Genomic DNA, 12985 nt, shown 5'->3' with positions numbered 1-12985 from the left:
AGACAGCCCCTAAAACGGCTTGACATTGGGCAATGACCATAGGTTATTTAATTCGCAACCCGTCAAAAATATCAGGCCGTGGCCGAACGGACTCATCATTCGGCACCATTCTCATGAAAACAGCAGATCCCGAGCTTATGCGGGCGATAAACCGCTTCAACGTGCTGGATACGATCCGGCGGGCGGGCTCCATCGCGCGCATCGAAATCAGCGAAAGCACCCAGCTTTCGACCACCACGGTGTCGGCGATCACTGCATCGTTGCTCGACGACGGACTGATCCTGGCACGCACGGAAGGCGACCTGCGCGAGGCCGCCGCCCGCGGCCGGCCACGCGTCATGCTGGAGCTCAATCCGGATGCCGCCCGCGTCGTCGGCGCCAAGATCGCCGCCAACCGCATGGTCTTCGTCGTCACCGATTTCCGTGGCGAGGTCTTGTCCACGCTGACGCTGGCGCTGCGCGTCGACCGGCAGCCGATCAGCGTCATCGCCGATCTCATCGAGGACGGCGTGCGCCGCTGCGTCGTCGATGCCGGCCTGGCGCTCGACGAGATCGATTCGGTCTGCCTCGGCCTTCCCGGCGTCGTCGAACATCGCACCGGCCATGTGCGCTCAAGCCCGATCTTCCGCGAAAGCGGCGTCGATTTCGCCAAGGAGATGTCGGAACGCCTGGGCGTGACCACCATCGTCGAAAGCGACGCGCATGCCATCACGCTCGCCCATCACTGGTTCGGCAAGGCGCGAGATCTTGACGACATGGTGCTGGTATCGCTGGAGCAGACGCTGGGGCTTGGCGTTCTGCATGGCGGCCAGCTGTTTCGCGGCGCCGGCGGCCTCAGCCACAATCTCGGCGACCTGGTTCTCGGCATGGGACCGCAGGGCACCGTCCGCCTGGCAAGCCTTGCCGGCGAAAGCGCCATTCTCGGCGATCAGCCGAGCGGCGGCCGTTTCGCCGAAGCCATCCGTCTCGGCCGCGGCATGGCGCATGCGCAGACCCTGATCGCGGCCGAGGACAATACGCTGATCAGCGCGGCGATCCGCGCCGGAGAAGCCTGCGGCATGGCGCTTGCCAATATCGTCACGCTGTTCGCACCGCCGCGCGTCATCCTCGTCGGCTCCAGCCTGGCGCTCGGCCAGCCCTTCCTCGACAGCCTGAGGGAGGCCTATTCGCTCGCCATCCCGCCGTCGATCCAGGGCGTGACCGAACTGGTCTTCGACCAGTCGACCGACGAGACCTGGGCGCAGGGCGCCGCCGTCGTGGCGCTGCGCGAACTCTACGAATCGCCCTGGGGAACGACGGGACCGGCACCGGCGCTCTGATTTCACAGGACAGCAAAGACAATTCATCTGGAGGAAGCTTATGAACAAGGTCGGCATCGGCATTATCGGCTGCGGAAACATTTCCGGCGCCTATCTCACCGCGATGAAATCTTTTCCCATCCTCGACATCAAAGGCGTGGCCGATCTCAACCGTGAGCTCGCCGAGGCCAAGGCCACCGAGTTCGGCCTGAAAGCCGTCGATATTGAGGCCCTGTTCGCCGATCCCACCATAGAGATCATCGTCAACCTGACCATCCCGAAGGCGCATGTCGCCGTCGGCCTCCAGGCGCTGGCGGCCGGCAAGCATACCTATTCGGAGAAGCCGCTCGGCATCACGTTCGCCGAGGGCAAGACGCTCGCGGACGCGGCCGCCGCCAGGGGCCTGCGCATCGGCGCCGCACCCGATACCTTCCTCGGCGGCGGCCACCAGACGGCGCGCGCCATCATCGACGAGGGCGCGATCGGCATCCCGGTCGGCGGCACCGCCACCTTCATGTGCCCCGGCCATGAGCGCTGGCATCCGAATCCGGCTTTCTATTACGAAGTCGGCGGCGGCCCGATGCTCGACATGGGTCCTTATTACATCACCGACCTCGTCAACCTGCTCGGCCCGGTCTCGCAGGTCGCCGGCTTTGCCGTGACGCCGCGCAAGGAGCGCATCATCACCAGCGAGCCGCGCAACGGCGAACATATTCCCGTGCATGTGCCGACCCATGTGGCCGGCGTCATGGCCTTTGAGAGCGGCGCCGTCGTCCAGATCGGCATGAGCTTCGACGTGGCCGGCCACAAGCATGTGCCGCTTGAGGTCTACGGCACCGAGGGCACACTGATCGTACCCGATCCGAACCATTTCGGCGGCACGGTCGAATACCTCAAGAAGGGCAGCCAGTTCGAGGGACGCGAGGTCACCGCCCCCTATGCCGACGGCAACTACCGCTCTCTCGGCGTCGCCGATCTCGCATACGCCATCCGCTCCAACCGGCCGCACCGCGCCAATGGCAGCCTGGCGCTGCATGTGCTCGAGGTCATGGAGGCCTTCCAGACGGCCTCCGACACCGGCCGCACCGTCACCATCACGACGAAAACCGAACGCCCGGCGCCTCTGTCCGAATCGCTGGTGGACGGAAAACTCGGCCGCTAATCGAAAAAATTCAGGAGGATCATCATGCGTGAAGCACTTATCGTCTGGGGCGGCTGGAGCGGCCACGAACCACAGGAATGCGCCCATATCATCCGCGACATGCTGGAGGAGGACGGTTTCAAGGTCTACCTCGAAAACAGCACCGAGGCTTTCGCCGACCCTTCGATCCACGATCTCAGCCTGATCGTACCGATCGTCACCATGTCGAAGATCGAGAAGGAAGAGGTGAAGAACCTCGCCGAGGCCATCGAAAGCGGCGTCGGCATCGCCGGCTATCATGGCGGCGCCGGCGACAGTTTCCGCGACAGCGTCGAGTACCAGTTCATCATCGGCGGCCAGTGGGTCGCCCATCCCGGCAACATCATCGATTACAAGGTCAACATCACCCGTCCGGACGATCCGATCATGCAGGGGATCACCGATTTCCCCTACACGTCCGAGCAATATTACATGCATGTCGATCCCTCGAACGAGGTGCTGGCCACCACCACCTTCACCGGCGACCACGCCTACTGGATCGACGGCGTCGTCATGCCGGTCGCCTGGAAGCGCAAATACGGCAAGGGCCGCGTCTTCTATTCCTCGCTCGGCCACCAGGCCAAGGAATTCGACGTGCCGCAGATGAAAACCATCTTCCGCCGCGGCGCCAACTGGGCGGCGCGTTGATATCCGGCCGCCTCCACCGATAGTAACCATTTTTAGATCGATATCTGGAACCGTCCGAAGGCTTGCTGCTGCGGACGGTTTCCATATTGGTAAATGAAATCTATGGTCTCGCCTTGCATATGCGTGCGAGAATTGGTCCGAAAACGGAGTTTCCGAACATATGCTTCATCATATTTCCTTCGGCGTCTCCAACATTGAACGCGCGGCAGCATTCTACGACGCCGCTCTTGCCCCACTCGGATATGTTCGCGTTTGGGAGGATCTCAGACCGGGAGAAATGGATCAGGCCGTTGGCTATGGCATTGCCGGCGGTGGCGACAAACTGGCTCTGAAGTTTTGTCCGGAAGGTCAACGGCCGCCTGGCCCTGGGTTTCATCTGGCTTTGGCAGCCCCAAACAGACAAGCCATTATCAATTTTCATGAGGTGGCTATCCAACACGGCGGTACGGACAATGGCTCTCCCGGCCTCCGCCCCCATTACGGGCCGCATTATTTTGCGGCCTTCGTGATCGATCTGGATGGCCACCACATCGAAGCCGTCTTCAATTCCCCTGAATGATCGCAGGACGCCGACATCTTGCCACCCTGATCCGAACTGGTAGAATATCGCCAGCACGCCACAAACTCTTGTGCTGCTTGCGCTTTTTTGCTGCCATGGAGGATGGATGGATCAAGGCGCCATGGAAGCAACGGACACCTCGACGGTCAGCTACGGCATCGAACCGGGGTTGCGCTTCGCCTCGCTGCTCGACGGCCATGGCGGCTGCAAGCGGCAGCTCACCATGGAGGAGGTCTGCGCCTGGAAGCCCGGAGAGGGCGTCATCTGGCTGCACCTCGAACGCGACCATCCCGCCACCGCCGACTGGATCGCCCATAAGAGCGGCCTCGACCCCTTCGTCATCGAAGCCCTGCTGGAAGAAGAATCCCGCCCGCGCGTCGAGCCGGTGGGCGACGGGCTGCTGATCATCCTGCGCAGCGTCTGCGCGACCTCGCCGGACGGCGTGACGCAGAAGCCCGCCGATATCGACCTTGTGCCCCTGCATCTCTGGATCGACACCGATCGCATCATCTCCTTGCGCGATAGCGGCCATTACATCACGGCGCTGCGCGATATCCGCCTGTCCTTGGAAAAGAAGAAGGGGCCACAGCGCTCCGGCGACCTGCTGGCCCTGATCGGCGACAAGCTGGTGCGCGATCTCGAACCGGTCCTCGATGCCATGGACGAAGAGGTGGATGAGCTCGACGAGCTGATCTTTCATGGCGAGGCGGGCGAGGTGCGCGGACGGCTGAAGCTGCTGCGCCGGCGCGCCGTGCAGCTTCGCCGCTATCTCGCCCCGCAGCGCGACGCGCTGAACCGCATCGAGCATGACGATGCGCCCTGGCTTGCCGAACGCGACAAGCTGCGCATGCGCGAGGTCATCGACAAGCTGATGCGCTACATCGAATATCTCGACGCCATCCGCGACCGCACCAGCATCCTGCATGACGACCTGTCGACCGTCATCAGCGAGCGCATCGCCCGCAATTCCAACCGCCTGGCGGCGCTGGCGGCTCTGCTGCTGCCGCCGAGCGTGGTGGCCGGCCTTTTCGGCATGAATGTCGGCGGCATCCCCGGCGTCAACGACACCTGGGCCTTCATCGTCATCGTCGCCTTCGTCACGATCACCTCGATCGCGACGCTTTGGGTGCTCAAACGCATCAATTGGCTCTAAAGCAATAGCAGGAAAAGTGCGCGGCGGTTTTCCGTCCAGAATTGCGTCACAACAAAGAGATTGGGCGGTTCAATGATTCCAGGAAACATTGAACCGCTCCAAGCCCGCCCCACGGTTTCGGCCACGCACGGCACAAAGGCAGCCCTTTCGAATGGCGAAATAGCCGCTCTCGTCGGCAAATCTCGCACCCGTCATGCTGACAAGACGGCAAGGGAAACCCGAAACCATGGCCTTATTTTCCGGGTTTGACGCAAGGATTTCGAGCATTTCCAATCCCGATCAAGCGTTTACCGATTTCACCGCCGCCTGCGGCACTATCGTCCGCTGATACGGCTTTCGGCGGGCAATCGGGATTCGCTGAATTTTCGTTTGACATTCCTTTAGCTTCATTTATCGTCATTATAGTTTCGGTTTTAGCTTGAGGGGTAGAAACCGAAACAGGGGGAGAGATCATTGTCCAAAGCTCGAAACGACAAGACAGACGGCATCGGTTGCGCCGCAGGCCGCAACCCTGTCGAGCAGGCTTGCCGTATCCTTCAAGAGCAAATGAGCACCTCCGTTTCGCATGGCGTAACGCCTGTCCGCCACGATCGTCCGCGGCGCGAATCGGCCGCATGCGGATCACGGCAATTCGCGTCTGCTCGCCTATTTAATTTCTATCAATTTGTTGAAAACACACGGCATTCTGCCCCTATGCCGGTTTTGGCCGAAGGCATCGCCCCGTGACGCTGCCGATCGCCATTCAGTGGGCAACAAACGGGCCTTGCGGCCAGCAGTCCGTCGCGGCTCCGGCATGCGGCGCGTAGAAGGAGCCTATCGTGCTTGAACTCAGAAACGTGTCGAAATCGGTCAGCGGCGAAACGCATATCGCGGAAACGAACCTGACGCTGCAGCGCGGCACGCTGAACGTCCTGCTGGGACCGACGCTTTCGGGCAAGACCTCGCTGATGCGGCTGATGGCGGGCCTCGACAAGCCGACGACCGGCACGATCCATGTCGACGGCCATGACGTGACGGGCCAGCCCGTACAGCGCCGCAACGTCGCCATGGTCTACCAGCAGTTCATCAACTACCCGGCGATGACAGTCTATGACAACATCGCCTCGCCCATGCGGCTGAGCGGTAAAAGCGCAGCGATTATCGACAAGGAAGTGAAACAAGCCGCCGATCTCCTTCGGCTCGGCCCCTTCCTCGATCGCCTGCCGCTCAGCCTTTCCGGCGGCCAGCAGCAGCGCACGGCGCTCGCCCGCGCCATCGTCAAGAAGGCCGGCCTGGTGCTGCTCGACGAGCCGCTCGCCAACCTGGACTACAAGCTGCGCGAGGAACTGCGCGCCGAACTGCCGAAAATCTTCGCCGAATCCGGCGCAATCTTCGTCTATGCGACCACCGAGCCGTCGGAAGCGCTGCTTCTCGGCGGCAATACCGCGACGCTCTCGCAGGGCCGCATCACCCAGTTCGGCCCGACGATCGACGTGTTCCGCAGTCCCAAGGATCTGATCACCGCCACCACCTTCGCCGATCCGCCGCTCAACATCATCGCCGTCGACAAGCGCGGCAAGGAATTCGTGCTCGACGGCAATATCCGCCTGCCCGTGCCGAACGGCCTAGAGGCGCGGACCGACGGCTCCTATACGATCGCCTTCCAGCCGCATCACCTGGCGCTGGCGCCGCAGACGCCGGAAGCCGTCGCCGCACCGGCGCGCGTGATGGTGACCGAAATCACCGGCTCCGAGAGCTTCATCCATATCGATTTTTCCGGCCATCGTTGGGTGATGCTGACCCAGGGCGTCGAGGACATCGATGTCGACGACGCGATCAGCATCTACATCGACCCGCGCCACATCATGGTGTTCGACACCGATGGCGCCGCGGTCACACCTGCCCTGCAACGGGCCGCCTGAGGAGACACGGCCATGGCCCGCATCGACCTTGACCATATCAGACACGCCTATAACGACCATCCGAAGTCCGACGCCGACTATGCGCTGAAGGAAGTCAACCACAGCTGGGAAGACGGCAGCGCCTATGCGCTGCTCGGCCCGTCCGGCTGCGGCAAGACCACGCTGCTCAACATTGTCTCCGGCCTGGTGCAGGCTTCCGAGGGCCGCATTCTCTTCGACGGCAAGGACGTGACCCGCCTGTCGACGCAGGAGCGCAACATCGCCCAGGTGTTCCAGTTCCCGGTCGTCTACGACACGATGACCGTCTACGAGAACCTCGCCTTTCCCTTACGCAACCGGCATGTTCCGGAAGCCGATGTGAAGCGCAAGGTCGATGAGATCATCGAGATGATCGGCCTTTCCGACAGCGCCCACCGCAAGGCGCGCGGGCTGACGGCCGACGCCAAGCAGAAGATCTCGCTCGGCCGCGGCCTGGTGCGCTCCGACGTCAACGCCATCCTGTTCGACGAGCCGCTGACCGTCATCGACCCGCATATGAAGTGGGTGCTGCGCTCGCAGCTGAAGCAGCTACACCGCCGCTTCGGCTTCACCATGGTCTATGTCACCCACGACCAGACGGAGGCCCTGACCTTCGCCGACAAGGTGGTGGTCATGTACAATGGCGAAGTCGTGCAGATCGGCACGCCGAACGACCTGTTCGAGCGGCCGCGCCACACCTTCGTCGGCTATTTCATCGGTTCGCCCGGCATGAACGTCATGCCGGTCGAGATCGAAGGCCGCAATGCCCGCATCGGTAGCCGCACGATCGCGCTGCCCGGCGCGCCGGCGAAAAAGCAAGCGGGCCGCTCCGAACTCGGCATCCGCCCGGAATTCGTCCGCATCGGCCGCGAGGGCATGCCCGCCACCGTCACCAAGGTCGAGGATCTCGGTCGGCGCAAGGTGGTGCGCGCCAAGCTGGACGGCCAGGACATCGTCGCCGTCATCGGCGAGGACCAGACGGTGCCGGCCGAGCCGCATATCGCCTTCGATCCCGCCGGCATCAATATCTATGCCGACTCCTGGCGCGTCGAGATGGGAGCCTGATCATGGAGAAGACCTGGAACAACAAAGCCTGGTTCATGCTCATCCCCGTCCTGGTGCTGGTCGGCTTCTCGGCCGTCATCCCGCTGATGACGGTGGTGAACTATTCGGTGCAGGACACCTTCGGCAACAACGTCTTCTTCTGGGCGGGGACCCAGTGGTTCGAGGAAATTCTTCATTCCGGCCGCTTCTGGGATTCGATGATCCGCAACCTCATCTTCTCCTTCGTCATCCTGGCGATCGAGGTGCCGCTCGGCATCCTCATCGCCCTCAACATGCCGAAGAAGGGGATCGGCGTCCCCGTATGCCTCGTGCTGATGGCGCTGCCGCTGCTGATCCCGTGGAACGTCGTCGGCACGATCTGGCAGGTCTTCGGCCGCAGCGATATCGGCCTGATGGGCTACGTGCTGGTCAATCTCGGCATCGACTATAATTACGTCTCAGATCCGGCCGATGCCTGGGCGACGATCATCATCATGGATGTCTGGCACTGGACCAGCCTCGTCGTGCTCTTGTGCTATGCCGGCCTCGCCTCGATCCCGGATGCCTTCTACCAGGCGGCCAAGATCGACGGCGCCTCGCGCTGGTCCGTCTTCCGCTACATCCAGCTGCCGAAGATGAACCGCGTGCTGCTGATCGCCGTGCTGCTGCGCTTCATGGACAGCTTCATGATCTATACCGAGCCCTTCGTCGTCACCGGCGGCGGCCCCGGCAATTCCACGACCTTTCTGTCGATCGACCTCGTCAAGATGGCGCTCGGCCAGTTCGACCTCGGCCCGGCGGCTGCCATGTCGCTCGTCTACTTCCTGATCGTGCTGCTGTTGTCCTGGGTCTTCTACACCGTCATGACCAATTACGATGCGGGAGCGTCCCGATGAGCGCCAAATCCCTTTCGACCTCCGTGGACGATACCGCCATGCACAAGGCCGCCGCTTCCGGCCCGGCCAGCGGCGCTGCCGCCGCAACCGATACCAGGGCCGCACGCCGGCATGGCGAAAAGGACCGCTGGTCCTGGCTGGTGCCGACGCTCTACATCGTCTTCCTGCTGCTGCCGATCTATTGGCTCGTCAATATGAGCTTCAAGACCAACGAGGAGATCGTCACCGGCCTGACGCTCTATCCGCATCAGCCGACACTACGCAATTACACGATCATCTTCACCGATCCGTCCTGGTACAAGGGCTATATCAACTCGATCACCTACGTCGTCATGAACATGGTGATCTCGGTTGCCTGCGCGCTTCCCGCGGCCTATGCCTTCTCGCGCTACCGCTTCCTCGGCGACAAGCACGTCTTCTTCTGGCTGCTGACCAACCGCATGGCGCCGCCGGCGGTCTTCGCGCTTCCCTTCTTCCAGCTCTATTCGGCCTTCGGCCTGATCGACACCCATATCGCCGTGGCGCTGGCACATTGCCTGTTCAACGTGCCGCTCGCGGTCTGGATTCTCGAAGGCTTCATGTCCGGCGTGCCGAAGGAAATCGACGAGACGGCCTATATCGACGGCTATTCGTTCCCGCGCTTCTTCATCAAGATCTTCATTCCGCTGATCGCCAGCGGCATCGGCGTCGCCGCCTTCTTCTGCTTCATGTTCTCATGGGTGGAATTGCTGATCGCCCGCACGCTGACGACGACCGACGCCAAGCCGATCGCCGCCATCATGACGCGCACGGTCTCGGCCGCCGGCATGGACTGGGGCCTGCTGGCCGCCGCCGGCGTGCTGACCTTGGTGCCCGGCGCGCTCGTCATCTATTTCGTCCGCAACTACATCGCCAAGGGCTTCGCGCTCGGCCGCGTCTAAGGGAGACCATCATGAATACCGACTTCTCCTGGATGGCCTGGACACTGCCGACGGTGCTGTTCTTCGTGACCATCCTGGCACTGCTGATCGGCATGGCCGTCTGGGAATATGTCTCGCCCGGCGGCAATCCACGGGTCGGCATCCTGCATTTCGAAACGACGCGCGGCGACCGGCTGTTCATTTCGCTGCTCGGCGCCGCCTTCATCCATATCGCATGGCTGGGTCTCGTGGGACCTAACCTGTGGTGGGCGCTTGCCCTCTCCGTGGTCTACGCCATCGGCGTCTTTCGCCTGGTCTGACGCGGTTTCAAGGAGTTACGGCGCCCAGGCCCATCCGGCACACGGCGCAGTAAGACAAGCCGATACAGATGGCCGGAGATCCGGCCGGCTGACAATGCACTCGCAACCTGTAGGGAGGAATATATGCGACGGCATCTCTTGACTACGACGGCAGTTGCCCTGCTGGCCTTGGCCGGCACGGCGCATGCCGGCATGAACGAAGCAAAGACATTCCTGGACAAGGAGATCGGCGATCTCTCGACGCTCTCGCGCGCCGACCAGGAAAAGGAAATGCAGTGGTTCGTGGATGCGGCCAAGCCTTTCCAGGGCATGGAAATCAAGGTCGTCTCGGAAACCCTGACGACGCACCAGTATGAATCGCAGGTTCTCGCCCCGGCCTTCACCGCCATCACCGGCATCAAGGTCACCCACGACGTCATTCAGGAAGGCGACGTCGTCGAGAAGATCCAGACGCAGATGCAGACCGGCCAGAACCTCTATGACGGCTGGGTCAACGATTCCGACCTGATCGGCACCCATTGGCGCTACAAGCAGGTCCGCAACCTGACGGACTGGATGGCCGGCGAAGGCAAGGACGTCACCAATCCCGGCCTCGACCTTGCCGATTTCATCGGCACCAGCTTCACCACCGCGCCGGACAAGAAGCTCTACCAGCTTCCCGACCAGCAGTTCGCCAACCTCTATTGGTTCCGCTACGACTGGTTCAACGACCCGAAGAACAAGGCCGACTTCAAGGCCAAGTACGGCTACGAGCTCGGCGTGCCGGTCAACTGGTCGGCCTATGAGGACATTGCCCAGTTCTTCACCGGCCGCGATGTCGACGGCAAGAAGGTCTTCGGCCACATGGACTACGGCAAGAAGGACCCGTCGCTCGGCTGGCGCTTCACCGACGCCTGGCTCTCCATGGCCGGCAACGGCGACAAGGGCCTGCCGAACGGCCTGCCCGTCGACGAATGGGGTATCAAGGTCGACGCCAACTCCCGTCCGGTCGGCTCCTGCGTCGCCCGCGGCGGCGATACCAACGGCCCGGCCGCCGTCTACTCCATCCAGAAATATCTCGATTGGCTGAAGGCCTATGCACCGCCGGAAGCCCAGGGCATGACCTTCTCCGAATCCGGCCCGGTTCCGGCACAGGGCAATGTCGCCCAGCAGATCTTCTGGTACACCGCGTTTACCGCCGACATGGTCAAGCCCGGCCTGCCGGTCATGAACGCGGACGGCAAGCCGAAATGGCGCATGGCGCCGTCTCCGCATGGCGTCTACTGGAAGGACGGCATGAAACTCGGCTATCAGGACGTCGGCTCCTGGACGCTGATGAAGTCGACCCCGGTCGACCGCGCCAAGGCCGCCTGGCTCTATGCGCAGTTCGTGACCTCCAAGACCGTGGACGTGAAGAAGAGCCATGTTGGCCTCACCTTCATCCGCGAGTCGACCATCCGCGACAAGAGCTTCACCAAGCGTGCGCCTGAACTCGGCGGTCTGATCGAGTTCTATCGCTCGCCGGCCCGTGTCCAGTGGTCGCCGACCGGTACCAACGTTCCGGACTATCCGAAGCTGGCGCAGCTCTGGTGGCAGGCGATCGGCGATGCCGCATCGGGTGCCAAGGATGCTCAAGGCGCGATGGACGCGCTTTGCGCCGACCAGGAAAAGGTGCTTCAGCGCCTCGAGCGTGCCGGCGTCCAGGGCGATATCGGCCCGAAGCTCGCCGAGGAGCATGATCTCGCCTACTGGAACGCCGATGCCGTCAAGAACGGCCATCTCGCTCCACAGCTGAAAATCGCCAACGAGAAGGAAAAGCCGGTCACCGTCAACTATGACGAACTGGTCAAGAGCTGGGCCGACGCGGCGAAATAAGCTGGAGCAATTCCAGGAAAAGCGCGCAGCGGTTTTCCGTCCGGAATTGCATCAAAACAATGGAATAGAGCGGTTCAGCGATCCCGTGGAACGCTGAACCGCTCCAGGCCCATCGCACGACATCGATGCCGGAGCCCGAAAGGGCCTCGGCATTTTTCGTCTGGACGAAAGTTTCGCAAAAGTGACGCTGCGACCACTGTCACAGGCTTGACACATTTCCCGCGAGCACGAACTATCCTTATCCGGATCATGACATCGGCATACATCAGAACCCGTTGATATGCTTCATGGATTTTCACATAAGGAGAACAGCGTGAGAAATGGATATCCAGGGCGCAGGGCGCTCTTCACCGCTATCGGCCTTGCTGCCGCCTTGCCGGCCTTGGCCGCCGATCTGCCGGCGCCGCTGCCGAACGACAATCTCAATGCCGTCCTCTGGGACCAGACCTCGGTCGAGGCCAAGGCGAATGCGCTCGGCGCCTATGCGCTCGGCCGCATCCGGCTCGACGAGGCCCTCGCGGACAAGAGCTGGACCGCAGCCCCGGTGGAACAGACGGGTAGCTTCCAGGATCTGCCGCCGGCTGTCATCCTCGACGTCGACGACACCGTGCTCAACACCTCGCCCTATCAGGCCCAGAATGTCATCGCCGATACCGGCTTCACACCGGACAGCTGGACCAAATATGTCAACGCCCAGCAGGACAGCCCCATTCCTGGCGCCGTCGAGTTCACCCAATATGCGGCGTCCAAGGGCGTCAAGGTCTTCTACGTCACCAATCGCACCGCCGACGAAGAAGGCCCGACCGTCGAGGAAATGAAGCGCTTCGGCTTCCCGATGGGCGACAATGTCGACACCTTCCTCAGTGCCAAGGAACAGCCGGACTGGGGCTCGGCCAAGGGCACGCGCCGCGCCTTCATCGCCAAGAACTATCGCATCCTGCTGCTGTTCGGCGACAATTTCGGCGACTTCACCGACGACTACAAGGGCACGGTCGAGGAGCGCCAGAAGGCCTTCGAAGCCAATGCCGCCCATTTCGGCCACGACTGGATCGCCATCGCCAACCCGACCTACGGCTCCTTCGAAAGCGCGCCCTACAAGGGCGACTACAAGCTGCCGGCAGACCAGCAGCGCAAGCTGAAACAGGATGCGCTGAAGCCCTGGGACGGGAAGTAACGATCCTCGATAGAAGCTTGTCAGGTGGGTTCACGCTTACC

At 62.2% G+C, this 12985-nt stretch carries 12 protein-coding genes; all 12 read left to right on the top strand.

What is annotated here, in order from left to right; all coding sequences use genetic code 11:
- Positions 1-113: 113 nt before the first annotated feature.
- The 12 genes from FHX11_RS23140 to FHX11_RS23085 all read left to right on the top strand — a co-directional run bounded on the left by FHX11_RS23140 (position 114) and on the right by FHX11_RS23085 (position 12944).
- On the top strand, positions 114-1319 hold the full coding sequence (locus FHX11_RS23140) for an ROK family transcriptional regulator (protein ID WP_184361414.1): 1206 nt from the start codon (positions 114-116) through the stop codon (positions 1317-1319).
- A 40-nt stretch (positions 1320-1359) separates the two neighbouring features.
- On the top strand, positions 1360-2460 hold the full coding sequence (locus tag FHX11_RS23135) for a Gfo/Idh/MocA family oxidoreductase (protein WP_184361411.1): 1101 nt from the start codon (positions 1360-1362) through the stop codon (positions 2458-2460).
- 24 nt (positions 2461-2484) lie between these two features.
- A complete protein-coding gene (locus tag FHX11_RS23130; RefSeq protein WP_184361408.1) occupies positions 2485-3126 on the top strand; it encodes a ThuA domain-containing protein in 642 nt (213 codons plus the stop codon).
- A 160-nt stretch (positions 3127-3286) separates the two neighbouring features.
- Positions 3287-3685 carry a VOC family protein gene (locus tag FHX11_RS23125; RefSeq protein WP_184361405.1) on the top strand — a complete coding sequence of 133 codons (399 nt, stop codon included), beginning with the start codon at positions 3287-3289 and terminating at the stop codon, positions 3683-3685.
- A gap of 121 nt (positions 3686-3806) precedes the next feature.
- Positions 3807-4838: a CorA family divalent cation transporter gene (locus FHX11_RS23120; protein ID WP_246781118.1), complete on the top strand. Its 1032-nt coding sequence runs from the start codon at positions 3807-3809 to the stop codon at positions 4836-4838.
- An 818-nt stretch (positions 4839-5656) separates the two neighbouring features.
- A complete protein-coding gene (locus tag FHX11_RS23115; RefSeq protein ID WP_184361399.1) occupies positions 5657-6739 on the top strand; it encodes an ABC transporter ATP-binding protein in 1083 nt (360 codons plus the stop codon).
- A 12-nt stretch (positions 6740-6751) separates the two neighbouring features.
- Positions 6752-7822 carry an ABC transporter ATP-binding protein gene (locus FHX11_RS23110; RefSeq protein WP_184361396.1) on the top strand — a complete coding sequence of 357 codons (1071 nt, stop codon included), beginning with the start codon at positions 6752-6754 and terminating at the stop codon, positions 7820-7822.
- A gap of 2 nt (positions 7823-7824) precedes the next feature.
- A complete protein-coding gene (locus FHX11_RS23105; RefSeq protein ID WP_184361393.1) occupies positions 7825-8697 on the top strand; it encodes a sugar ABC transporter permease in 873 nt (290 codons plus the stop codon).
- A 38-nt stretch (positions 8698-8735) separates the two neighbouring features.
- Complete coding sequence (locus FHX11_RS23100) at positions 8736-9617, top strand: carbohydrate ABC transporter permease (RefSeq protein ID WP_184361602.1); 882 nt, start codon at positions 8736-8738, stop codon at positions 9615-9617.
- A gap of 11 nt (positions 9618-9628) precedes the next feature.
- The gene (locus tag FHX11_RS23095; protein ID WP_184361390.1) at positions 9629-9916 is read left to right on the top strand and encodes a DUF2160 domain-containing protein; all 288 of its coding nucleotides are present in this window, start codon (positions 9629-9631) and stop codon (positions 9914-9916) included.
- Positions 9917-10039: 123 nt separating this feature from the next.
- Entirely contained in the window at positions 10040-11770 is a 1731-nt protein-coding gene (locus FHX11_RS23090; protein ID WP_184361387.1) for an ABC transporter substrate-binding protein, read from the top strand.
- Between the two features lie 313 nt (positions 11771-12083).
- A complete protein-coding gene (locus tag FHX11_RS23085; protein ID WP_184361384.1) occupies positions 12084-12944 on the top strand; it encodes a 5'-nucleotidase, lipoprotein e(P4) family in 861 nt (286 codons plus the stop codon).
- The last annotated feature ends 41 nt before the right edge of the window (positions 12945-12985 follow it).

Origin of the sequence: Rhizobium sp. BK602, assembly GCF_014195095.1 — a bacterium.
Lineage (GTDB): Bacteria > Pseudomonadota > Alphaproteobacteria > Rhizobiales > Rhizobiaceae > Rhizobium.
The sequence above is the reverse complement of the archived record's forward strand: the minus strand, read 5'-3'. Positions and strand labels throughout refer to the sequence as shown.